Here is a 23,038-nt window from a genome sequence, read left to right as displayed (position 1 = left end):
TTGGCTCAACCTGTTAAGCAGTAGTGGTGGGACGGCTGCCACGACGCGGCTTGTCTGCATCGCGTTCGCTGTAGTTGTCCACATCAATGCCCATTTTTTCAAAGTGGGCACGCTCGATTGCTTCCACTTCATCCGGCTGTACGTAGTAGTCCAGATTGTTGTCGTAGGCACGGGCCAGCATGGCACCGATGATGCCCACCAGGCCGACAATCGCCAGCCACCAGATATGCCAGATCAAGGCAAAACCCAGCAGGGTGGTGAAGCCACCGATGTACACGCCGGTGGCGGTGTTGCTCGGCATGTGGATCGGTGCGTACTTCTGCGGCACCTTGTAAGCCTCGCCCTTTTCCTTCATGTCGGTGAAGGCGTCGATATCATGCACATGCGGCACAACAGCGAAGTTGTAGAACGGCGGCGGGGAGGAAGTGGACCACTCCAGGGTATGGCCATTCCACGGGTCGCCGGTCACGTCGGCCAGTTTCTTGCGGTCGCGGATGCTCACCACGATCTGCAGCAGCTGGCAGCCGATACCGCAGGCAATCAGCACGGCGCCCACGCAGGCGATGTACAGCCACGGGTCCCAAGCCGGATTATCAGTATGGTTCAGACGACGGGTCATGCCCAGGAAGCCCAGGATGTACAGCGGGATAAAGGCAAACATGAAGCCACTCTGCCAGAACCAGAAGGCTGCCTTGCCCAGCTTTTCATTCAGCTTGAAGCCGAAGGCCTTGGGGAACCAGTAAGAGAAACCAGCCAGATAGCCGAATACCGCGCCACCGATGATGGTGTTGTGGAAGTGGGCAATCAGGAACAGGCTGTTGTGCAGCACAAAGTCAGCACCAGGAACGGCCATCAGCACGCCGGTCATGCCGCCGATGGAGAAGGTCACCATGAAGCCCATGGTCCACAGTACCGGCGGGGTAAAGCGGATACGGCCCTGATACATGGTGAACAGCCAGTTGAACAGCTTCACGCCGGTCGGCACTGAAATCACCATGGTGGCGATACCGAAGAAGGCGTTCACATCCGCACCGGAACCCATGGTGAAGAAGTGGTGCAGCCACACCATGAAGCCCAGCACCGAAATCACGCCACTGGCGACGATCATGGAGGTGTGGCCAAACAGGCGCTTGCCGGAGAAGGTGGAGATGACTTCGGAGAAGATACCGAAAGCCGGCAGCACCAGAATGTAAACTTCAGGATGGCCCCAGGCCCAGAACAGGTTCAGGTACATCATGGCGTTGCCACCGGCTTCCGCGGTAAAGAAGTGGAAGTCCAGGTAGCGGTCCAGGCTCAGCATGGCCAGGGCGCCGGTCAGGATGGGGAAGGAAGCCACGATCAGCACGTTGGCCCAGGTGCAGGTCCAGGTGAAGATCGGCATTTGCATCAGCTTCATGCCCGGTGCGCGCATCTTGATGATGGTGACCAGGAAGTTGATCGCCGTCAGCGTCGTCCCTATACCGGATATCTGTAGCGCCCAGGTGTAGTAATCCACCCCCACGTCAGGACTGAACCCCAGCTCAGACAGCGGCGGATAGGCCACCCAGCCGGTACGGGCAAAGTTACCCACACCCAGCGACAGGTTGACCAGGATCACCGCCGACACCAGCAGCCAGAAGCTCAGCGAGTTCAGGAAGGGGAAGGCCACGTCGCGCGCGCCGATTTGCAGCGGCACCACGATGTTCATCAGGCCGGTCATGAAAGGCATGGCCATGAAGATGATCATGATCACACCATGCGCGGTGAAGATCTGGTCGTAGTGTTCTGGCGGAAATACCCCCAGATGCCCGTCGGTGGCCATGGCCAGCTGGGCACGCATCATCAGTGCATCGGCAAAGCCGCGCAGCAGCATGATCATGGCGACAACGATGTACATCACGCCAATCTTCTTGTGGTCGACCGAAGTCAGCCACTCTTTCCACAAATAGCCCCATTTACCAAATTTGGTAATGAGCGCCATCACCACCAGGCCCAGCAGGCCGGCGCCGGACAGCGCGGCCACAATGATGGGTTCCTTGTAGGGGATGGCATCCAGAGTCAGTTTGCCTAACAACATCGATTATTACTCCTTGACGGCCGGGGTTTCGCACAGACGCTTGGTCAGCGCGGCCAGCTTCAGTTCGTCGTCGGTGGCAGCCAGCGACTGGCGGCCTGCCATGTACTTGTGCAGCACGGCATCAAACAGACGCGGTTCCGGCATGTTGTAGAACGCCACCGGATTGTTCTCGCTCGGCTTGGCCAGCGCGAGATAAGCATCTGCATTCAACGACTTGCCAGCAGCACGCACCTTCTGTACCCAGGCATCGAACTGCTCGGGCGTTTCGGTGGCAATGGCATTGAACTTCATGCCGGAGAAACCGGCGCCGCTGTAGTTGGACGACATGCCCTTGTAGGTACCGGCTTCATTGGCGATCAGATGCAGCTTGGTTTCCATGCCGGCCATGGCGTAAATCTGGCCACCCAGCTGCGGGATGAAGAAGGAGTTCATCGCGGCATCGGAAGTGATGCGGAAGTTAACCGGGACGTTCTTGGGGAAGGCCAGCTGGTTGACGGTGGCGATGTTCAGATCCGGGTAGATGAACAGCCACTTCCAGTTCATGGCAACCACCTGCACGTTGATCGGCTTTTTGTCCGAATCCAGCGGGCGGTACGGGTCCAGCTTGTGCGTGGTGTTCCAGGTCACCACGGCCAGACAGCTGACGATGATGATGGGGATGATCCAGACCACGGCCTCGATCTTGTTGGAGTGGGACCACTTGGGCGTGTAGATGGCGTCCTTGTTGCTGGCACGATACTTCCAGGCAAACAGGAAAGTCATCACGATGACCGGAATGACAACCAGCAACATCAGCACAGTGGCGGTGATGATCAGGGATTTCTCATCCGCTGCGACCTGCCCTTTCGGGTCAAGAATGCCACCCTGACAACCGGTGAGCAGTGCAGTCACGACTGGAGAAAGCCCCCACAACAGGCGGGTGGGTCTAGAGTTTCTCATCATACGACTTTACGGGTTAAAGATTCCTTGCTCGCCGCGGCGAGGGACGGCGTCATGTCAGCAGACGCCGTCGTGCATGTCGGATGCGGGAACCCCGCACCAAGAACAAGGCCCTTACAGGCGGCCTTGTTACCGTTGAATACCGTTTGTTTGACTACCATTCCACACGACACTGCAGCCGTGTCATGACCCGCGGCCGCACACGCGGCACACCTCTTGCGTGCCGGGATTGGACCGGGTCGCCGGTTCCATCTGTGCTGGGTGGACCTGCTTGAAGAAAATGTGCGTCGTCACCATCTCCCCACTGCCTGATTTGCAGAGTGGGCTGACAAGACTGCGACAATTTGTCACAGTGACGGGCGCGCTATTAAAAATCAGTTTTATTCACCTTAGCAAGCTGGCAGCGACTCTTCATTGGCATAAATACGCGCCAAAATGGTGCATATTTGATTTGCATCAAGGCGCAAATGTCAGATTTATTGCAGCAACAGCAACGCTTTAAGCCATGTGCATTCGCGGTGCAGCGCAGCATTCCGGCTGTTACATTTCGTTGCAAAAAAGTTCCCCTTGCGTAACGCCACAGCTACAGGCAATAAAAAACCGCCGCTTGCAAACGCAAGGCGGCGGTTGGAGATCGGGGATCTGGTTTGTCGTGTTTCAGCTCAGCGTTCCAGCTCCAGAATGGCTTCCATATCCTGGTCAACCTTGCGCATGCGCTCGTAGAGTTCACCGGTACTGCCCACCATCTGGTCCAGCTGCTCCTGACTGCTGTTGGACGAAGCGGTCAGCTTGCCCAGCAAGCTCACCACCTGCTGCATTTCGCCGGCAAAGCTGCTGACATGTTCGCTCATCAGCCGCATGTCCACGCCCACTTGCGCCACGCCGCTCATCACGTGTTCCACTGCGCCACCGGTTGCATCCAGATTGGACTGGGTGTTGTTGGCCAGCTTGCGTACCTCGTCCGCCACCACGGCAAAACCACGGCCGGCTTCCCCTGCACGTGCGGCTTCAATCGCCGCATTCAGGGCCAGCAGATTGGTCTGTTCGGCAATCTTCTTGATCATCAGCATCACATCGCCAATCTGGCGTGCATCTTTTTCCAGTTCGACAATGCGCAAGCTGACATTGGCTGAGGTCTTGTTGCCCTGCTCCACGCTGCCGGAGAAGCGTGAAATCTCGCTCTGGATGGCAATCAGGTGGGTCACCAGCTCGGCAGAGGCCTGACGGAACATCGGCAGGCTTTCCATCAACTGGCTGGCAAAGCTCTTGTAGCCTTGCAATTCGTGAATCACCTGCGACTTCATCCGGTCGATGCAACGGGCGCGCGATACTTCGCGGCTGGCAAAGTAGTTCTTGAAGTTGGCGTAATGAATGGGGAAACGCTGGATAAAGTCGTCCTGAAAGCCATCGCGTGCCGGGTAGAAAAATACCGCGGTCTGGGTCTGGTTGATATTGACCCCCAGCAACTCGCCAAACGAAGAAAAACCGGCCACCGGGATATCGCCGTAGACATTGCTGCCAGCCAGCGCGCTGCTGTTGTTGAGTCGGCGCAAGATACAGTCGTTGAGCAGGCCGCCAACCGCAGCCGGCTTGCCTTGGGTAAAACGGCTGAAATCGCCCTGGGTTCGTTCCACCAGGCCTTCTTGTTTCAGCAGGTGCAGCTCTTCGCCAAAGCTCAGGTCACAGGCGAAGTGCAATACCCCGTTCTGGGCATCCACGCTCAGCACCGAGCGCACGAACATATCGTTCTTGATCTTGATGCCAAAGCTGTACTTGGCCAGTCTGTCACCCACTTCGCCAGGGCTGCAGGAAAAGTGACGCGCCAGCACTTCCACCACATTGGCCACCTTGCCGTCCCGGTCGAATACCGACTCCACGGTGCGCAGTTCGGCACTGGCTTTGGCAATGGTGAAAGCAGTACCGGTTTCCTGGAAGTTCTGCGACTTGAACACGCCGTAGCGATAGGCCGGGGACAGCTTGATGAACACCAGTACCGCATGGCCATCGCGCACGCTCTGGCCGTCATGCAGGCGGGTCATGGAGAAGTCCAGCGGGCCACCGGCCGAACCACCGATAAACAGATAGGGGAAGCGTTCCGATTCGTACACGGCTTCCATCAGATAGCTTTCGCTGCTGGACAGGCCGTCCACCAGGGTCAGCACGAAGCCATCCTGATAGCTCATGGAAAAGCCGGGCTGCACGCGGGACAAGTTGTCCATGATGCGGCGCACCCGCTCGTCACGCCCCATCTTGCTCTGGCCCGCCTTCAGGTCCTCACAGCCCAGGGGCACGCTGGCCACATGCACGGCAGACAGGATTTGCTTGTCAAACAGCTGGAACACCATGCTGTCCCAACCCGGATTAGCCGGAAGATACAGCGGGTCGTTTGCCTTGAGCGAACACAGTTCGCCCGCAGTGGTGGTCAGCACCACCTTGGCACCGGGAAAGGCTGCGGCGGCACTACGTGCTACCTGGTCCAGATTGGCTGCCGGATTGATAAAGCCAAGTACCAGGGCGATGTCGTCCCGGCTGGCGGCACGCAGGTCGTTATCTACCGAAGAGGTGCGGCTGCGGATGACCTGGATGGGCGCAGAGCCCTGCTTGCCCGGCTCGCTTTGAATGGTGGGTTTATTGCGCTTGAAAAACATCCTGACACTCTCCCATTGGCAATGTGAATCATTATTATTTTCATGCTTATGGCATGGTCTGAAATGCATATTAGCAAGAAAAACCGTACATTCCAGCCGGTTATTACGAATGTTCTGATCCAACTCAGATTCAAGTCCTCGTGCTGTACGGTTGAGTCTGAGTCGGCCTCAGGCCATACTCCCCCCGTATTGTGTCAACCGGATGGATGAGCAGGCATGACCTACCGTATCGTATTTGTTGAAGATGACCCTGATCTGGCCGAATTGATCAGCGATTTTCTAGCCCGCCACGAAATGGACGTCGTGATAGAGCCGCGTGGTGATACGGCGCTGGCTACCATTGAAAGAGAGGCACCGGACATGGTGCTGCTGGACATCATGCTGCCGGGCAAGGATGGCTTGTCCATCTGCCGCGAGCTGCGACCCAACTTTGACGGCCCCATCATCATGCTGACCTCGCTGGACAGCGACATGAACCAGATTCTGGGGCTGGAACTGGGCGCCAATGACTACATCCTGAAAACCACGCCGCCGTCGGTGCTGGTGGCCCGCTTGCGCTCACAGCTGCGCAATATGCGCCCGGCCCAGGCTGCCAGCGAGAGCGCACCAGTCAAGACCCAGCGCAAACTGGTATTCGGCCAGCTGTCCATCGACCCGGTCAGCCGGGATGTGGTGCTGGGCAAGGAAAAGGTGGCACTGTCCACCTCCGACTTCGACTTGCTGTGGTTGCTGGCCAATCATGCCGGCGAAACACTCAACCGCGACATCCTGCTCAAGGAAATGCGCGGTGTCAGCTATGACGGACTGGATCGCAGCATTGACGTGGCCATTTCCCGCCTGCGCAAAAAGCTGGGCGACAACCCCACCGAGCCTTTCCGCATCAAGACCGTGCGCAACCGCGGCTACCTGTTCTCCTTGTCCGGCTGGGAATAATCCATGCGTCGTCTGTTCATCCAGTTTTACCTGCTGCTGGTCACCTGCTTCATGGTGGCGGTGGTCATGGTGGGCGCGGTTTACAAGCAGGCAGTGGATGATGTGGGCGAGCGTTATCTGTCGGACTTGCTGCGCACCACCCTGTCGCTGATCGAAGCCGACCTGCACGGTGTGCCGGAAGATCGCTGGACCGAAACCCTCCAAAGCTCCAACCATGACTTCACCTTCAAGGTGACGGTGGAAAAGCAGAGCAACTACTTGCTGGATGAAGAATCGGAAGAAGCCCTCAACAACGGCGAAATCGTCATGCTGGAGGACAAGTACCTGTTCCTGCAGAAGATAGAGGACAGCAATTACTTGCTGGTTGCCGGCCCCTTGCGCTACCTGTTCTTCCTCCATCAGCTCAAGTCGGTGGATTACGCCTTGCTGGCCTTGCTGGGTTTGTCACTGGCCATTCCGGTGTTCTTGTGGATGCAACCGCACTGGAAAGACCTGGTCACCCTGGAAAAAACAGCCGGCAAACTGGCTGGCGGCGATTTTTCCGCCCGGGTGCATTTGCCCAGCCGTTCCGGTGTACGCCAGGTCGGCGTAGCGTTCAACCATATGGCAGATAGCATTGCCGCCCTGCTGGCAAGCAAGAAGGCACTGACCAATGCGGTGGCGCACGAACTGCGCACCCCGCTGGCACGTCTGCGCTACCGGCTGGCCCTGCTGGAAGGTGATGAGGACTCCCCGGCCAAGAAAGCCATCGAAAAAGACCTGTCCGCCATTGACTCGCTGGTAGAAGAACTGCTGTTTCATGCCAAGCTGGACCGGCCGGAAGCACCCTTGCAGCTGACGCAGTTTGATGCTGTCAGCTGGGCACGCGAGCGCATTCATGAGCAAGCCACGCTGGCCCCGGAACTGAACTGGCTGGAACCGGCGGAAGAAACGCTGAACTTTCTGGCTGACCAGTATCTGGTCACCCGCGCGCTGGACAACTTCCTGTCCAATGCCCGCCGCTATGCCAACAGTACTATCCAGACCACGCTTCGCATGGAAGACCGCAACTGCATCATCATGGTGGACGATGACGGCCCGGGTATTCCGGAAGAAGACCGGGACCGGGTGTTCGACCCCTTCATCCGGCTGGATGAAAGCCGTGGCCGCAAGACCGGCGGACACGGGCTGGGGCTGGCCATCGTTGCCGGCATTGCACGGCTGCACCATGGCGAGGTGAAGGTGGAAACCTCACCCTTGGGTGGCGCACGCTTCATTATTCGTTGGCCAACATGAGAATGTACATTTAGTTACATTGAGAAACATGGCGTGGGTAGACGTTGCCGTGCAGCACCGTTAGGATGCCCCCCTGAATAGGACTATCTGTCCGCCTTCAAACTTGATTTTCAAGATGAACTTAGGAGTTTTACAAAAATGAAAAAGCTGGCTCTGCTCGCTCTGACCGCCGCCTTTGGCCTGACCTCCACTGCTTCCTTCGCTGCTGATACCTCCGCTCCGGTAGCTATCCACAAGGCCAAGAAGGCTGAGAAGAAAGTAAAGAAAGACGCTTCCGCTCAGAAGGCTCAAGCCGCAGAAGCTTCCGCTCCGGCCAAGAAAGCCAAAAAAGTAGCCAAGAAAGACGCTTCCGCTCAGAAAGCTCAAGCTGCTGAAGCTTCCGCTCCGGCCAAGAAAGCCAAGAAAGTAGCCAAGAAAGACGCTTCCGCTCAGAAAGCTCAAGCTGCTGAAGCTTCCGCTCCGGCCAAGAAAGCCAAGAAAGTAGCCAAGAAGGACGCTTCCGCTCAGAAAGCTCAAGCTGCTGACGCTTCCGCTCCGGCCAAGAAAGCCAAGAAAGTAGCCAAGAAAGACGCTTCAGCTCAGAAAGCCCAAGCTGCTGACGCTTCCGCTCCGGCCAAGAAAGCCAAGAAAGTAGCCAAGAAAGACGCTTCCGCTCAGAAAGCCCAAGCTGCTGACGCTTCCGCTCCGGCCAAGAAGGCTCACAAAAAGCACGCTAAAAAGCACGCTGCCAAGAAAGTAGACGCTTCCGCTCAAAAAGCCCAAGCCGCTGCTTCCGCTGCTGACGCTTCCGCTCCGGCCAAGAAAGCTCACAAAAAGCACGCCAAAAAGCACGCTGCCAAGAAAGTAGACGCTTCCGCTCAGAAAGCCCAAGCTGCTGACGCTTCCGCTCCGGCCAAGAAGGCTCACAAAAAGCACGCTAAAAAGCACGCTGCCAAGAAAGTAGACGCTTCCGCTCAAAAAGCCCAAGCTGCCGCTTCCGCTGCTGACGCTTCCGCTCCGGCCAAGAAAGCTCACAAAAAGCACGCCAAAAAGCACGCTGCCAAGAAAGTAGACGCTTCCGCTCAGAAAGCCCAAGCCGCTGCTTCCGCTGCTGACGCTTCCGCTCCGGCCAAGAAAGCTCACAAAAAGCACGCCAAAAAGCACGCTGCCAAGAAAGTAGACGCTTCCGCTCAGAAAGCACAAGCTGCTGACGCTTCCGCTCCGGCCAAAAAGCACGCTGCCAAAAAGCACCACGCTAAAAAGCACGCTGCCAAGAAAGCCGACGCTTCCGCTCAGAAAGCCCAAGCTGCTGAAGCTTCCGCTCCGGCAAAAAAGGCTAAAAAAGCCGCTTCCGCTGCCAAGTAATTCGCACGGATACGACAGCTGACCCCGGTTGGCTGTGAGTCTTACCTTCGGGGCGCTTCGGCGCCCCGATTGCATTGGAACCCACCCTATGTTGCGCACTACCCTGCTTGCCCTGAGTCTTTGTTTGCTCCCCCTGGCTGCACAGGCCAAACCCACGGCCGAACAACTGGTGCTGTTTTTCGGCAAGGATGATCGCGTCAAGACAGACCCGGACAGCGGCGTGTGGCAGGCTGTCGGGCAACTGGAAACCAAGAGCCATCTGGTGTGCACTGCCACGCTGGTGGCAGAGGATGTGGTGGTGACCGCCGGGCATTGCTTCATCAACAAGCATGGGCGTTTCGATCCGGCCATCAGCTTCACGGTTGGCCTGGCCGGCAATGAATTCAGCGAGCAAAGCGCCATCCGCGAAGTGCAGGTGGACAAGACTTTTCTGGCCGGGCTGGAGCATCGTCCGGACGGTACCTATATTCCCAAGAAAATCGCCGGGCGCGATTTTGCCTTTGTCAGGCTCAGCCAGCCGCTGGGCCGCAGCCGCGGGGTGATTCCGGTATTTGCCGGCGACAGCCAGGCACTGAAACAGCAGCTGCAAGGCATCCACAACACGGTTACCAACGGCGGTTATCCGCTGGATGACCTCACCCACCTGCTGGTTCACAATAATTGCCAGGCGACCGGCCTGCTGGCTGATGGCCGCCTGACCCACCGCTGCGACACGCTGGAAGGCAATAGCGGTTCGCCCATTCTGGCACGCATCAATGGCCGCATGACGCTGATCGGCATCCAGAGCTCGGCCCCGGTGGCTGCGCGCCGCCGCAAGGAAGACAATATGGCGCTGTCCAGCCCGGTGTTCTACCAGCAGCTGCAGCAGTTCATCCAGCAAGGTCGTTCCCGGAAATGACAACAGGGGCAAAAGCCCCTGTCGAACATAGCGCCAGCGTCTGTTACTGGCTTACAGGTCGAGAGCCTGTCGTTGCAGGGCGATCAGTTCGCTGATGCCCTGTTTGGCCAGGCGCATCATGGCGGCCATTTCTTCCTCGCTGAACGGTTCGCCCTCGGCGGTGCCTTGCACTTCGACAAAGCGGCCATTGCCGGTCATCACCACATTCATGTCGGTTTCGCAGTCGGAATCTTCCAGATAATCCAGATCCAGCACCACTTCACCCTGGTGGATGCCCACAGAAATGGCGGCCACGAAATCGCGCAGCGGGCTTTGTGTCAGCTTGCCCTGGGCGATCAGACCGCTGATGGCATCATGCAGTGCGACAAAAGCACCGGTGATGCTGGCAGTACGGGTGCCACCATCCGCCTGAATGACGTCGCAGTCGATCTGGATCTGGCGTTCGCCCAGTTTTTCCATATCCACCACCGCACGCAGCGAACGGCCAATCAGACGCTGGATTTCCTGAGTACGGCCGCTTTGCTTGCCTGCGGCTGATTCGCGCCGCATGCGACTGCCGGTGGAGCGTGGCAGCATGCCGTATTCCGCCGTCACCCAGCCCTTGCCCTTGCCTTTCAGAAAACCCGGTACAGACTCTTCCACACTGGCAGTGCAAATGACTTTGGTATCACCGAATTCAACCAGCACCGAGCCCTCGGCATGCTTGGTGTAATGGCGGGTAAGACGAACGGTACGCAAAGCGTCGTTATTTCGTTGAGAAGGTCGCATCTTCGGTGTCCTGTATGAAACAAAAACAGGTGATCTCCTGCGACATCACCTGTCTGATGAAAATTCGGAAGGCGATCTCAGTCTGGTTTGCTACCCAGGATTTCCTGATGCATCAGCTCCAGATTGGGGTCGAGAATCTGGCGGCCGGCATAACGCGGCGGCGTGACCATTGTATCGAGCGTATCGGGCTTGCCCGCCAGTTCGGCACCATCATCCAGCAAGGTTACTGCCACGGCGGACAAGTTATCGCCATTGCTGCCGGCGCGACGCTCGGCCACATTCATCAGGGCCGGCATCACCTGTCCTACCGCCCGGCCGATGAACACCTTCTCCATCTCGCTATCGCTGATCTGCGACCACAGGCCGTCAGTACACAGCAGCACCGAACAACCAGGCTGCAGCAACTGCTTTTCGCCAATGTCGATATCCGGATCGGTAGTGGCACCCAGGCAGTTGTAGATCTTGTTGCGCTCAGGATGGGTTCGCGCACCCTCTTCGGTCAGCTTGCCCTGGTCAATCAGGCGCTGGACCTGTGAGTGGTCGCGCGAGCGCAAGCGCATGCCCTGCTTGCCGTCCAGCAGGTAGAGCCGAGAGTCGCCCACATGGCACCAGTGCAACATGCCCTGCTGGATGATGGCGGCCACTACCGTGGTACTGGGAATTTCCGGCAGTCGGTGATCTGCCGCATAGTCCAGAATGGCCTGATGTGTGGAGCTGATGGCATTCACCAGAAAGCGGTTGGGATGGGACAGACTGGGCGTTGCCTGCTGGTAAAACAGCTCGCTCATCAGGTCGATGGTGATTTGTGCGGCCACCTCGCCTTGCAAATGTCCGCCCATGCCATCGGCCACCACCAGCATTACCGCCTCACGCGAGTGGGCAATGACCTGGCGGTCCTGATTGTAGGAGCGGCCTCCGATGCGGCTTTCCTGATACAGGGATAATTTCATCGCATGCTCCTCAGGAAGAACGGCCGCCGGCCAGGCCCTTGATCCAGCCTACCAGCCGCTTGGCCGCCACGGCGGGCTCCGGCATCGGTTCGGGTTGGCTGTAACTGGTATCCAGCAAACTTTTTTGTATGGCCAATACGGTGGAAGGACGGGCATCCGGCGCCAGGTTGAGGCATTGGTCGGTCAATTCGAGCAACTCTTTGGAATAATAGTGGCGAAACAGCTTGCTGGCCGGTACCAGTTTGTCCGCTTGCAGGCGCTGCTGGGCAGCCTGTGGGGTGCTGCCACCCATGCAGACATACAGGCAGGCACCAACGGCGTAGATATCGGTCCACGGGCCAAGCGGCTGGTCTTTTTCATATTGTTCCGGCGCAGCAAAGCCGGGGGTGTACATGGAGGCGAAATGCTTGTCGCGCCGTGACAGGGTTTGCCGGGCTGCGCCGAAATCCAGCAGCAGCGGATAGCCGCTGCGGCGCAGGTAGATATTGGCCGGCTTGATGTCCAGATGCAGCAGGCGGTGCAAATGTACTTCGCGCAGGCCGGACAGCAAGGCAGCAAACCATTTGCGTATCCGGCGCTCTTCCAGGCGTCCGCCGGTCAGTTCCAGTTCGCGACCCAGCGAGCGGCCATCGGCATATTCCATCACCATGTAAACGGTCTGGTTGGCACGGAAAAAATTGCTCACGTGCACCACGCTCTTGTGGCTGATTTCCGCCAGGATACGGCCTTCTTCAAAAAAGCATTTCAGGCCCAGATTGAAGGCGTCACGGTCCAGTTCGTGCGGAACCGTCACCATGCCCTCTTCATCCCGCTGGGCCAGGTTGCGCGGCAGGTATTCCTTGATGGCGTATTTGCGGTCTGCATCGTCCAGCGCCAGGTAAACGACGCTGAAACCACCGACAGAGAGCTGGCGGACAATGGTGTACTCGGCCAGGCGATAACCTACCGGCAAGGCAGTCAGTTGGCTGGATTGAGTCATGACATGGCAGTTGCTATAGTGTTCGTTGGCCCGGAATTGAGCATGCACAGCAATTCGGGCCCTGTTCTGAATTTTAATGACACCACAAGCGGGGGCCCACAATGATCCTAAGTATGACAGGCTTTGCATCCATCAGCAGAGACTTTCCCGGCGGTTTGCTCAGCCTGGAAGTCCGTGCAGTGAATCACCGGTATCTTGATGTCCAGATGCGTCTGCCCGAAGAGTTGCGCATCATCGAGCCACAGCTGCGTGAGATGGTGGCATCACGCGTCAGCCGTGGCAAGCTGGAATGTCGTGTCGGTCTCAATCAGCTGGAGGCCGACAATCCGACACTGGAACTGAACAGCGACTTCCTGGCCAGCCTGCTGCAAGTGGCCGCCCAGGTTGAACAGCAAGCGCCTCAGGCCAAGGGCCTGTCCGTGGGCGAGCTGCTGCGCTGGCCAGGCATTCTCAAAACCAACACCCTGGCACCGGAAGTCCTGCAGCAACTGTGCCTGCAAAGCCTGACCACCGCCCTGGAGGACTTCAATGCCTCCCGCGCCCGGGAAGGTGAAAAGCTCAAGCAGATCCTGCATGACCGCGTTGCCGCGATGGAAGGCATCATTGCCACCATCAAGCCCAAGCTGCCCCTGATTCTGGATGCCTACATGAACAAGCTGTCCAGCCGCCTGCAAGATGCGCTGGGCAATGTGGAGGATGACCGCATCAAGCAGGAATTCGCACTGTTTGCCCAGAAGATTGACGTGGATGAGGAACTCTCCCGCCTGACCACCCACTTGAGCGAAGTCAAACGCATCCTCAAGGCTGGCGGCCAGACCGGCAAACGACTGGATTTCCTGATGCAGGAGCTGAACCGTGAAGCCAACACGCTGGGTTCCAAGTCGGTTTCCACCGAAACCACCCAGGCATCCGTCGAGCTGAAGGTACTGATCGAGCAGATGCGCGAGCAGATTCAGAATATCGAGTAAACTTTCAGGTCGTGTCACACCGTGGCACCGAACCAACAGAAGCCCCGCCAGTCGGGGCTTTTTTTCATTTCAGGTCGTGTCACTCCATCGCAACAAAGCGCATACTTGGCGTGTACACATAGGTGTACATACTGCTGATTTAGCTTAGGCAAGTGTGTACACACCCCTATTCGCTGTTCTGTTTTTTGCTGATCCAGCAGCGGCAAGGGCTTGGGGCTGACACTCACTATTCGGGGCGCAATATGGCAAAGCTGACAGACATGCAAATCAAGGCCTGGATCAAGGCAGGGGAGCGCTTCGACGCACGATCTGATGGCGATGGGCTTTACCTTTGCTTTCCTGAGCGTTATTCCGTGCCGTTCTGGCGCTTCCACTACAAGTTCGCTGGCAAAGCCAGGGCAATGGGCATGGGCACCTATGCCGAGCTATCCCTTGCCAAGGCCCGCGAGACTGCCCGCGAACTGGCCGCCCGTGTAGCACTGGGCTATGACGTGGCCGGAGAGAAGCAAGAGCGCAAGGCTGCGGCCTTGGCCAAGATCGAGGAGGAGAAGAACGCCATTACCATGCTGGCGCTGGCTAATGAGTATTACGAACGCCAGATTCTAGGCCGCTGGAAGCACCCGGATATTATCCGCCGCCGCATCGACAAGGACATAGGCCCAGCACTTGGCCACATGAAGGTGGAGGACATCAAGCCCCGCCACATTGATGACATGCTGCAAACCATCGTCAAACGGGGAGCGCCCAGCATTGCCAATGACACCCTGCGATGGGTGCGCCGCATGTTTGACTACGGTATCAAGCGCCACATTCTGGAAATCAATCCGGCCAGCGCCTTCGACCTGAACGATGCAGGCGGTAAAGAAGAAGCCCGCGACCGCGCCCTATCCCGCGACGAGATTGCCAAGCTGTTTGCAGCCATGAAGCTGGCCCGTGGTTTCAGCGTGGAGAATGACCTGTCAATCAGGCTGCTGTTGCTGCTGTGCGTCCGCAAAATGGAACTGTGCGCCGCCCGCTGGGAGGAGTTTGATTTAGCCAATGCCGTGTGGCACCTACCCGGTGAACGCAGCAAGACCGGCAAGCCGATTGATATACCCCTGCCCGCCTTGGCTATTGAATGGCTGCAACAGCTTCACACAATGGCTGCGCCAAGCAGTTGGGTATTACCTGCCCGCAAGATGCAGCACCGCATGGTTCCCCACATCCATGAAGGCACCATTGGCACCGCCTTAGGCAAGGTCAAGCCGCACATGCCCGACGTGCCAGACTTCACCGTGCACGACCTGCGCCGCACTGCCCGCACCCAGTTGGCCGAGCTGGGCATTGATCCAGTCGTGGCCGAGCGCTGCCTGAATCACAAGATCAAGGGCGTGGAAGGGATTTACAACCGGCATGACTATTACAACGAACGGCGCGACGCCCTGAACAAGTGGGCTGGACTGCTGGATGCCCTGGACAAGGGCGAAGCGTACAACGTGACACCGATTACCAAGGGCCGGAAGAAAACAGCCTGACACCAGCTTGGCCACTCACTACCCTTAGCGGGGGAAAAGCCGGACACCTTCACCGGCCGGTGAGTGGCACCATCATTTGAAGGCTTGCGCTTGAAGGGGTGCATCATGCCAATGAAATATTTATTGGACGGGGAGCTTATAAACATACCAGATGATGTTCTGGTTAAAATAAAAAAAATAATTAATCATGATGCCATGAGGCTATATAAGCGGGAAGCAACGGAGGAGGAATTTTTAGAGTGCCTACCATACACGCTAAAAACATTCGGATTAATGATTCAATTAGCATCAGAAGTGGCCCCAAGGATCAACCTAGCAAAAAAATACATTGAAGCCCAAAACTCAATGAGCAGGTCTGATTACATTCAGTTTGAAAAAGACAATCCACTACCACCCGGTCTATCATTAACAATATCAGCTATTAATAGCGATGAGGCCGAGAGGGAAAACATAACAAAGAGACAAAAGAGCGCAGCAAGCCGCCCTCGCCCAAAGAAAAATATTTATGGAAAAACACTCAATGAGCTAATTATTAGTTATTACAAAAATAACTTAGACATGACGCTGGCAGAACTTTGGGAATCATTCAAGCCCGAGCTAGAGAGGTGATCTCAAGCCGAAGTGACTCATTGCTCAAGTGAAAAGCCTGACAATGAGAAATACTTCTATCTATGTGGCACGACCGATGATGACATACGAAAATCAATTGGACACCGACGGTTTCGCGAGATCATAAGAAAAGCAAAAAACGGCATTTAGCCTGGCTAAGTGCCAACTGCCAGATAGAGTCCACTCCGTACCACAAAACACGGAGTGAACCCACATGACAGCCCCTGCAACTATCGGCAAAACTACCCATATTGCCACAATCCAAGCCAACCAGCTTGCTACCTACGGCGCACTGCCTGCCACCGGTTTTGTCCGGCTTGCAGACCTGCGCCAGATCATCCCGTTTTCTGATTCCACCGTCTGGCGGCGTGTCCGCCAAGGGACGTTCCCTGCCCCAGTCAAACTGTCCGAGCGCGTGACAGCCTGGCGTGCCGAGGCTATCCGCCAATGGCTGGACGAACAAGGCCAAGTGGCTTAAGGGGGCATCGTGGATAAAGAAAACGCCCGCACTACCAAAGTAGCAACGAGCGCCGACACCAAGGCTAATTTTACCGACACCAGCAGCATTGCACAACGCAATCGCTTATTGTTGGCCTTATTACAAGGCCCGGTATCGACGTTTCACGCTCGCAATCATCTGAATATCTTACATCCGGCAGCCCGTATTCATGAATTGAAGCTGCAAGGTTATGAAATTCAATCTTTCAGAATACCACTATTTGATGACTATGGCCGACCACATCGCCGGATGGCTTTATATGTCCTGGTGCATGGCATAGCCAGATCACGCCCAACCTAAAACCTATCCACTCTGACAATTCAAACAGTGAGGCCGCGTCCCAAGGCCGATAACGGGAAATAGGGCGCGGTACGTCCGAAGGAAGAAATCATGACACCAAACGCAATGAAACATGCGATTAATTTTGCCATTAGCCAATATTGCTGCCAGCAATCAGCACCAAAAGAAACAGCCCGCAGAACGGGCCAGAAAAGGGGTCTATCACTCTCGTTAGATCAGGATGGCACATTATCAGGCCAATTCAACCGCAATCTGCTACCGCCACCGCTTACGTACTACGAACAACAGCAGGCCATGCACTTACGGGGCAGTGGGCCGTGGCGCATGACGCGCTGCCCCTTCCACGATGATGCCCATGCAAGCCTGAGCGTAAACGTAGAAAACGGCGCATTTGTCTGCCATGCCTGCCAGGCCAAGGGCGGGGACGTGCTGGCCTTTCAGCGTTTATTAACGGGCCAGACTTTCCGTGAAGCCGCCACCATGCTGGGAGCAATGAGCCATGACTAACCTTGTGATTACCGCCAGCGAGGACGCACGCAAAGCCGCAAGCAGATTGGCAAGCAGCACCATTGCCGGAGGCTACACGCTGGAAGCCTTGCACGTTTACGCCGACACCAGCGGGGCAACGCTTTACTGGCGGATCAGATGCAAGCATTCCAATGGCCAAAAGTGGATCAGACCGATGCACCACGATGGCAGCCAATACCGTATTGGTGAGCCATCTGCGCCCGATGCTGGCAAGCCACTTTATGGCCTGTACGCCCTGGCACTGCAACCGGATGACACTGTTTTTGTAGTGGAAGGCGAGAAAGCAGCCGATGCTCTACTAAGGCTAGGCAATGTAGCAGTCACCAGCGGGGCCGCTGATAGTGCCAATGCAGCCGACTGGACACCATTGAGGGGCCGTAGCGTCATTTTCTGGCCTGACAATGACGAAGCCGGGGCAAAGTATCTGCAAGCCTGCCTGCCCTTATTGGCTGCCTCTGGTGTGGCATCAGCCAAGGTTATAGACGTATCTGCCCTATCCCTGCCTGACAAGGGTGATGCAGCGGACTGGCTTGCAAAACACCAGCCCGCCGAACTAGCCCAACTGCCGTTAATTGAAGTACCAGCCACCGGGCCGGAATCTTTCGAGCGCGACACATTGCCAACGCAGTGGCCTGCCAATTGCCTGCCGGGAGCGATGCAACAGGCTGCCCAAGCGATTGCCGAGCATGTACAAGCCCCTGAGCCATTGGCAGCCATGGCCGTACTGGCAGCCGTAGCACACATTGCCCAGCGCACTGCCAATGCAGATCACCCCAAGATGGGGCCAATGCCTTGCAGCCTGTTTGTGCTGAGTCTGGCCAACAGTGGCGACCGCAAGAGTGCTTGTTTTAGCCTCGCCACGCGCCCAATAGATAGCGCAGAGAAAGAGGCCCGACAAAAGCATAAGCAGGACTATGACGCAGCCATGCAGGAGCGAAAGGCCAGCCGGAAAAACGAAGAAGAACCAACCAACAAATTGCCCAGCGATCCGCGCACGCTCTACAGCGATTCGACGTTAGAAAAGATTGCCCGCGATTTTGTACAAGGCAGCCGTCCTGCCCTGTCATGGTCAAGTGATGAGGCTGCACAGTTTTTTGATGGCCACAGCATGAAGGCAGAAACCCGTGCAGGGGCCTTGGGGGTACTGACTCGCCTGTTTGATGGCCGTGGCGTAGAACGCGACCGTGTAGGCCAAGGGCTTGGGAGTGGCTATCGCTTTGACGTGCGCTTTGGCCTGTTTCTGTCTGGCCAACCGAGTGTCATTGCCTCATCACTGAATGACCCCTTACTGAGAGAGCAAGGCTTATTGCCTCGTTTCATCCTCAGCAGCCCGACAAGCCTTGCAGGTGAGCGTTTTCTTGATGAGGCGTCACTAAGCAAGCGGGCAGATGCAGATGCACGCTCAGGCCAATACTGGCGGATTTTGACCAAGCTGAATAATGCCCCATGGCCAACCAATGAGTATGACGGACTGGTACTGCCAACCGCCACCATCACGCCAGATGCAAAAGCCAGATGGCTGGTTTTCTACAACGCGACCGAGGCCCGTTTATCACCTGAAAATGGCGATCTGACCGGCAGCCTGCAAGCATTCGGGGGCCGTGCAGGTGAACTGGCCCTGAGAGTAGCCACCGTGTTTGCAGTCTGGCGTTACTACGAGAACGCAGCCGACAAGCTGGAAGTGCTACCCGATGACATAGACCGTGCGGCGGCCTTGGTGAACTACAGCCTGGCGGAATGGCTGAGGCTTTCCACCGGACACCAGCTATCCGCCACAGAGAGGGACGCACGCGACTTGCTGGCATTCCTGCAAAAGAAGCCAGAGCAATGGACATGCTTCACCAAGCAGCAACTTGCCCAGCGCGGCCCCGGCAAGATGCGATCAGACAGCAGGCGTAGAACTGCCGCCCTTGATGAACTCATCCGGCGCAAATGGCTGGTGTTTGATGGCACTCACTTTACTCTTGCCAGCCCCACCAGCAATCACTAGCAAGCCCATTTGCTACTGCTACATCTGCTACTTCTGCTACATCCAGAGCTTTTCTCGCTGGGCTAAGTAGCAAATGTAGCAAAAGTAGCAGTAGCAACCCGGAGAAAGGACTTACATGCAGTCAGACTGGATGACCGAGCTTTACCAGCGATATCCGACACTCGCCCCTAAATGGCACAAGACCACGGCAAGGCGCAAAAAACTGGCCCGCAAAAATGGCGAACGGTTCTATCAGCCCGCCCAGCCCTGCCACTATGGCCACGACTCACCCCGGTACACATCAGACGGGCATTGTGTCCAATGCCGCCGAGAGGACTACCAGAGGCGCAAGGCTAGATAGTTTCCATTTTGCGACCCCTATAAAAAGCGGTCTTTTTTATTGTGGCGCGTCCGTGTTTACGGAGAATTTAACGGGAAACATGGAAAATATGAAACAAGCTAGTGCTAGCTCAAGCACTCGTTTTTAGCGTGTACCCATGGGTGTACCCACGGCAAAAAAGCGAGTAGCACAATCCTTTACTGGAAATGCTTTCAGCTATCTACTCAGTAAACAGATTCAACATCGAGTAAACCTGCGTCTGCTGTCACGTGCTGGCAGTGAATCAAGCCAAGCCCCGCCAGCCGGGGCTTTTTTGCGCGGTTTTTCCGCCGCAGGAGCCTTACCTTTCTTTACATGCCAGGCCGGCAACGCGTGCTGCCCCAGCCCTTAGAATGCGCACTGGCATACAGGGAGGCATCATGCGGAAACAATGGTTGATGATGGCGGCAGCGCTGAGCATGACGGGCTGCAGCTATGGCGACATGCTGGACACCATTCCGGCAGACCGGCATCAGCCTTATGTTCCCAGCCTGTCACGGCAGGCCGTCCGGTTAGCGGTTTCCCCGGCGGAGCAGCGTTTCCTGCAGGCCGAAGGCTGCCAGCAATGCCGGGCAGCCGACCAGTTCCATCGCTTCATCCATGACGACCCGGCGGTGCGCAAATCGCGTTTGCCGCGCAACCCCTTATTGGCCAGTGATGCCGGTGATGCAAAACGTCAGTGGGTGGATGAAGCCCGTACCGCCGTCTATTTCTCCCGGCATATCCGGCTGGCTGACGGGCAAAGCCTGTTCCAGCTGATCAGCCAATGCAGCAACGGTTGGGACAATCCGGCCACCGTCGCCACCTTCAGGCACCCGGCAGGAAAAGAAGCCGGGTTTGACATCGAATACCTGATACGCTTCAAGAAATACGGTCAACCCATCGCCTTGGAAGTACGGGCGGCCTTCCTGCGTCAGGGGGCACTGATCATTGCCAACAGCAGCTTTGCCGAAGCACTGCTCAATGCCCCGGACTTCATGCAGCAATACCAGTTACGCTGCTGGCAGGATTAGCCAGGCCCGGTGCACAGCCTGGTTTGCATTTATTTACTTCTTCGCGCCGGTCTGCGCGGCACGCCGGCGTCTGAGGCACGTTAAGATGCGGGCATCATTCATGCCTCGCTGGCGGACCCTGCCTGTAATGCTGCACTTCTCTTTTCCGACATCCGTCCCTTCACCCTGCCGCCTGGCCATAATGGCCTGCCTGTTACTGTGCACGGCCTTGTTGCCCGCCTGCACCACGACAGACTATACGATGTTCGAATACCGCAATGGCAGCAAGATCATCGACGGCGAAGGCGGCAGCAAACGCACCGTGGACGGGGTGGAAATCTGGGATGCTGGCGATCCGCCGCACCGTTACCGCATCATGGGCATGATACGGGTGAGCGATTACGACATGGCCTATGTCAACACCACCATGCTGCATGCCCTTGCCCAGCAGGTCAGGCGCTCTGGCGGCTCGGCCGCCATTCTGCTCAATAGCCATGGTGGCATGCGCACCGCGATAGACAGCATGACCTGGCATGAACGTCTGGGCACACCGCAGGAAAATGGCTATCGCATTCTGCGGGCGCTGGTGGTGCAATACCTGCCGGACCAGGCAGCCACGCCCTTGGCAGCATCCGCTCCGCAAACCAGCAAACCGGCCAAAGCACTCAAGGCGGTTCGCTAAGCTGCTTGACCAGCAAATCCGCCGCCACGCTGTCAAACTGCGGGTCTTGCTGGTGGGCACACAGTGCAGCGCCAACTGCAATCAGGCGTTCCAGCTCAGTCACCGTCAGCTTGCCGGCAATGGCCACCAGCGCCTGCGCCAGCATCAATGGAATCGACGTCAGACTGACCGGCTCGGCTGGCGGGTGCTGGCGCATCAGGTTGAGGATATCAATGGCATCCATGTCGCTCTCCTGCGGACCTGTCATCAGGTCATGAGCAGTTAGAGTGGCAGAGCAGAGCGTCGTTCCGGGCTTGCATGCACTGTGCATCAGCAAGCGTGTTCCTGCCTGGCCTGACATGGGTCGGCCTGATGTGGCGGATCCTGGCATTGCGCAAGCCCGCGGCCGTCAACATGGCGCGATCCGGCGGTGATGATGGCTGTATTTGCCCTGTGCAGCCGGGTAGAGGGCTGGCAAGCTGGCCTCTATCATTCCCGGGAGCCAACCATGCTGGAACTACGTCCGAATTGCGAACATTGCGGCTGCGCCCTGCCCGCCGACTCGCCACTGGCCCGTATCTGCTCGTTTGAATGCACCTTCTGTGCCGACTGCGTGGTACTGCTACAGCATGCCTGCCCGAACTGTGGCGGTAACTTTGTACCACGCCCGATACGCCCCGGCATCGACACACGACATGGCAATGACTTGCAGCATTACCCTGCTGCCACTACCAGACGTTATCGCCCGGTGGACGTGGCCGCCCATCAGCAGTGGCTGGCGCAACCGCAGCAGCCGGAATAAAAAAGCCCGCACGGTGGCGGGCTCGAGATGTCACGGCAGGCAATCAGTTTTGCTGCCAGATCAGCCGGGCAATGGCTGAAGAATCCAGCTCGCCCTCGCCTTGCTCGACCAGCTGGCCGATCAGGCCGGCCACACGCTCGGCCTCGGGCAAACGGATGCCCAGTTGTTGCGCGGTATCCAGCACAATGCCCATGTCTTTCAGGTGCAGGTGCGCCTTGAAGCCCGGCACATAATTGTCATCAATCATGCGCTGACCGTGGATATCCAGCACACGGCTCTGGGCAAAGCCACCCAGCAGGGCTTCACGCACCGGTGCCGGGTCCACCCCGCAGGCCTTGGCCAGCTTCATCACTTCGGCAACTGCAGCCACTCCCACGCCAACCGCAATCTGGTTGCATGCCTTGGCTACCTGACCGGCACCGGAGTCACCGATGTGGGTGATGGTCTTGCCCATGGCTTCCAGTACCGGGCGAACCTTGTCCAGCGCCGCAGCCTTGCCGCCCACCATGATGGTGAGGGTGCCGTTAACCGCTCCCACCTGACCGCCGGACACCGGGCAATCCAGGAAGTCGACACCGTGCTCGGCCAGTTGCCGGGCGATATCGCGCGCACCGATCGGCGAGATGGTGCTCATGTCCACGCAAACCAGACCGGCAGCTGCGCCATGTACCGCGCCTTGTTCGCCCAGCAATACCTGCACTACATCCTTGGTGTCGGAAACATTGGTGATCAGTACATCAACCTGTGCGGCAAGCTGCGCCGGGCTGTCTGCCCAGGTGGCCCCGGCTTCCAGTGCAGCGTTTGCCTTTTGCTGCTGACGCGACCACACCGACACGGCATGACCGGCTTTCAGCAGATTCAAAACACAGGGCAATCCCATGATGCCCAGCCCGATATAACCGACTTTCATATCTACTCCAGCAGTGTGCAGGGGGAAAGCATAAGATTACCGCAAAGCCGGGAAGCATGGCAGCGCTTTTGACGACAGACAAGGGCTACCAGCATGAGGGGAGGATTTCAGCAACAG

At 57.3% G+C, this 23,038-nt stretch carries 22 protein-coding genes and 1 pseudogene; 14 read left to right on the top strand and 9 right to left on the bottom strand.

Going from position 1 to position 23,038, the window contains the following annotated elements:
* Positions 1–13 precede the first annotated feature (13 nt).
* The 4 genes and pseudogenes from cyoB to JHD62_RS23050 form a co-directional block, all read right to left on the bottom strand.
* Positions 14–2,056, bottom strand: a complete 2,043-nt coding sequence (gene cyoB / locus JHD62_RS08060) for a cytochrome o ubiquinol oxidase subunit I (RefSeq protein WP_199102461.1) — start codon at positions 2,054–2,056, stop codon at positions 14–16.
* A gap of 6 nt (positions 2,057–2,062) precedes the next feature.
* On the bottom strand, positions 2,063–2,947 hold the full coding sequence (cyoA, locus tag JHD62_RS08055; protein ID WP_231588899.1) for a ubiquinol oxidase subunit II: 885 nt from the start codon (positions 2,945–2,947) through the stop codon (positions 2,063–2,065).
* A gap of 710 nt (positions 2,948–3,657) precedes the next feature.
* On the bottom strand, positions 3,658–4,488 hold the full coding sequence (locus JHD62_RS23055) for a methyl-accepting chemotaxis protein (RefSeq protein ID WP_370541043.1): 831 nt from the start codon (positions 4,486–4,488) through the stop codon (positions 3,658–3,660).
* Positions 4,471–5,643: pseudogene (locus JHD62_RS23050) on the bottom strand (FIST signal transduction protein); the annotation flags it as partial. The pseudogene JHD62_RS23050 and the gene JHD62_RS23055, both read right to left, overlap by 18 nt.
* Before the next feature lie 216 nt (positions 5,644–5,859).
* Here JHD62_RS23050 and rstA point away from each other — a divergent pair.
* The 4 genes from rstA to JHD62_RS08030 all read left to right on the top strand — a co-directional run bounded on the left by rstA (position 5,860) and on the right by JHD62_RS08030 (position 10,093).
* The gene (gene rstA, locus JHD62_RS08045; protein WP_045847672.1) at positions 5,860–6,576 is read left to right on the top strand and encodes a two-component system response regulator RstA; all 717 of its coding nucleotides are present in this window, start codon (positions 5,860–5,862) and stop codon (positions 6,574–6,576) included.
* Positions 6,577–6,579: 3 nt separating this feature from the next.
* Positions 6,580–7,851: a two-component system sensor histidine kinase RstB gene (gene rstB / locus JHD62_RS08040; RefSeq protein WP_062786453.1), complete on the top strand. Its 1,272-nt coding sequence runs from the start codon at positions 6,580–6,582 to the stop codon at positions 7,849–7,851.
* 138 nt (positions 7,852–7,989) lie between these two features.
* The gene (locus JHD62_RS08035) at positions 7,990–9,195 is read left to right on the top strand and encodes a hypothetical protein (RefSeq protein WP_199102459.1); all 1,206 of its coding nucleotides are present in this window, start codon (positions 7,990–7,992) and stop codon (positions 9,193–9,195) included.
* Positions 9,196–9,319: 124 nt separating this feature from the next.
* Complete coding sequence (locus tag JHD62_RS08030; protein ID WP_199102458.1) at positions 9,320–10,093, top strand: serine protease; 774 nt, start codon at positions 9,320–9,322, stop codon at positions 10,091–10,093.
* A gap of 51 nt (positions 10,094–10,144) precedes the next feature.
* Here the strand turns inward: JHD62_RS08030 and rph are convergent, their stop codons facing one another.
* From rph to JHD62_RS08015, 3 genes are all read right to left on the bottom strand, one after another.
* Positions 10,145–10,861, bottom strand: coding sequence for a ribonuclease PH (gene rph / locus JHD62_RS08025; protein ID WP_199102457.1), 717 nt, complete (start codon positions 10,859–10,861; stop codon positions 10,145–10,147).
* 77 nt (positions 10,862–10,938) lie between these two features.
* Positions 10,939–11,811, bottom strand: coding sequence for a PP2C family serine/threonine-protein phosphatase (locus JHD62_RS08020; protein WP_199102456.1), 873 nt, complete (start codon positions 11,809–11,811; stop codon positions 10,939–10,941).
* 10 nt (positions 11,812–11,821) lie between these two features.
* Positions 11,822–12,790: a serine/threonine-protein kinase gene (locus JHD62_RS08015; RefSeq protein ID WP_045846819.1), complete on the bottom strand. Its 969-nt coding sequence runs from the start codon at positions 12,788–12,790 to the stop codon at positions 11,822–11,824.
* Between the two features lie 101 nt (positions 12,791–12,891).
* Between JHD62_RS08015 and JHD62_RS08010 the strand changes: the two genes are divergently transcribed.
* From JHD62_RS08010 to JHD62_RS07970, 9 genes are all read left to right on the top strand, one after another.
* Positions 12,892–13,758, top strand: coding sequence for a YicC/YloC family endoribonuclease (locus tag JHD62_RS08010; RefSeq protein ID WP_062786467.1), 867 nt, complete (start codon positions 12,892–12,894; stop codon positions 13,756–13,758).
* A gap of 242 nt (positions 13,759–14,000) precedes the next feature.
* Complete coding sequence (locus JHD62_RS08005) at positions 14,001–15,272, top strand: site-specific integrase (protein WP_199102455.1); 1,272 nt, start codon at positions 14,001–14,003, stop codon at positions 15,270–15,272.
* A 105-nt stretch (positions 15,273–15,377) separates the two neighbouring features.
* On the top strand, positions 15,378–15,881 hold the full coding sequence (locus JHD62_RS08000) for a hypothetical protein (RefSeq protein ID WP_199102454.1): 504 nt from the start codon (positions 15,378–15,380) through the stop codon (positions 15,879–15,881).
* Between the two features lie 214 nt (positions 15,882–16,095).
* A complete protein-coding gene (locus JHD62_RS07995) occupies positions 16,096–16,359 on the top strand; it encodes an AlpA family transcriptional regulator (protein WP_199102453.1) in 264 nt (87 codons plus the stop codon).
* Between the two features lie 9 nt (positions 16,360–16,368).
* On the top strand, positions 16,369–16,680 hold the full coding sequence (locus JHD62_RS07990) for a helix-turn-helix domain-containing protein (RefSeq protein WP_199102452.1): 312 nt from the start codon (positions 16,369–16,371) through the stop codon (positions 16,678–16,680).
* Positions 16,681–16,770: 90 nt separating this feature from the next.
* Positions 16,771–17,187 (top strand): CHC2 zinc finger domain-containing protein, encoded by a 417-nt coding sequence (locus JHD62_RS07985; RefSeq protein WP_199102451.1) that lies wholly within the window; start codon positions 16,771–16,773, stop codon positions 17,185–17,187.
* Complete coding sequence (locus JHD62_RS07980) at positions 17,180–19,198, top strand: DUF3987 domain-containing protein (RefSeq protein ID WP_199102450.1); 2,019 nt, start codon at positions 17,180–17,182, stop codon at positions 19,196–19,198. Before JHD62_RS07985 ends, JHD62_RS07980 begins: the two co-directional genes overlap by 8 nt.
* 738 nt (positions 19,199–19,936) lie before the next feature.
* A complete protein-coding gene (locus tag JHD62_RS07975; protein ID WP_199102449.1) occupies positions 19,937–20,569 on the top strand; it encodes a hypothetical protein in 633 nt (210 codons plus the stop codon).
* A gap of 241 nt (positions 20,570–20,810) precedes the next feature.
* Positions 20,811–21,230 carry a hypothetical protein gene (locus tag JHD62_RS07970; RefSeq protein ID WP_199102448.1) on the top strand — a complete coding sequence of 140 codons (420 nt, stop codon included), beginning with the start codon at positions 20,811–20,813 and terminating at the stop codon, positions 21,228–21,230.
* On the opposite strand, the gene JHD62_RS07965 is transcribed toward JHD62_RS07970, so the two are convergent.
* Positions 21,214–21,453: a hypothetical protein gene (locus JHD62_RS07965; RefSeq protein WP_045846816.1), complete on the bottom strand. Its 240-nt coding sequence runs from the start codon at positions 21,451–21,453 to the stop codon at positions 21,214–21,216. The two genes, JHD62_RS07970 and JHD62_RS07965, sit on opposite strands and share 17 nt — an antisense overlap.
* 264 nt (positions 21,454–21,717) lie before the next feature.
* On the opposite strand from JHD62_RS07965, the gene JHD62_RS07960 reads away from it, so the two are divergent.
* The gene (locus JHD62_RS07960; protein WP_199102447.1) at positions 21,718–22,011 is read left to right on the top strand and encodes a DUF1272 domain-containing protein; all 294 of its coding nucleotides are present in this window, start codon (positions 21,718–21,720) and stop codon (positions 22,009–22,011) included.
* A gap of 43 nt (positions 22,012–22,054) precedes the next feature.
* On the opposite strand, the gene JHD62_RS07955 is transcribed toward JHD62_RS07960, so the two are convergent.
* Positions 22,055–22,921 (bottom strand): NAD(P)-dependent oxidoreductase, encoded by an 867-nt coding sequence (locus tag JHD62_RS07955; RefSeq protein ID WP_062786485.1) that lies wholly within the window; start codon positions 22,919–22,921, stop codon positions 22,055–22,057.
* Between the last annotated feature and the right edge of the window lie 117 nt (positions 22,922–23,038).

Origin of the sequence: Aquitalea sp. ASV11, from assembly GCF_016429185.1 — a bacterium.
GTDB lineage: Bacteria > Pseudomonadota > Gammaproteobacteria > Burkholderiales > Chromobacteriaceae > Aquitalea > Aquitalea pelogenes.
The sequence above is the reverse complement of the archived record's forward strand: the minus strand, read 5'-3'. Positions and strand labels throughout refer to the sequence as shown.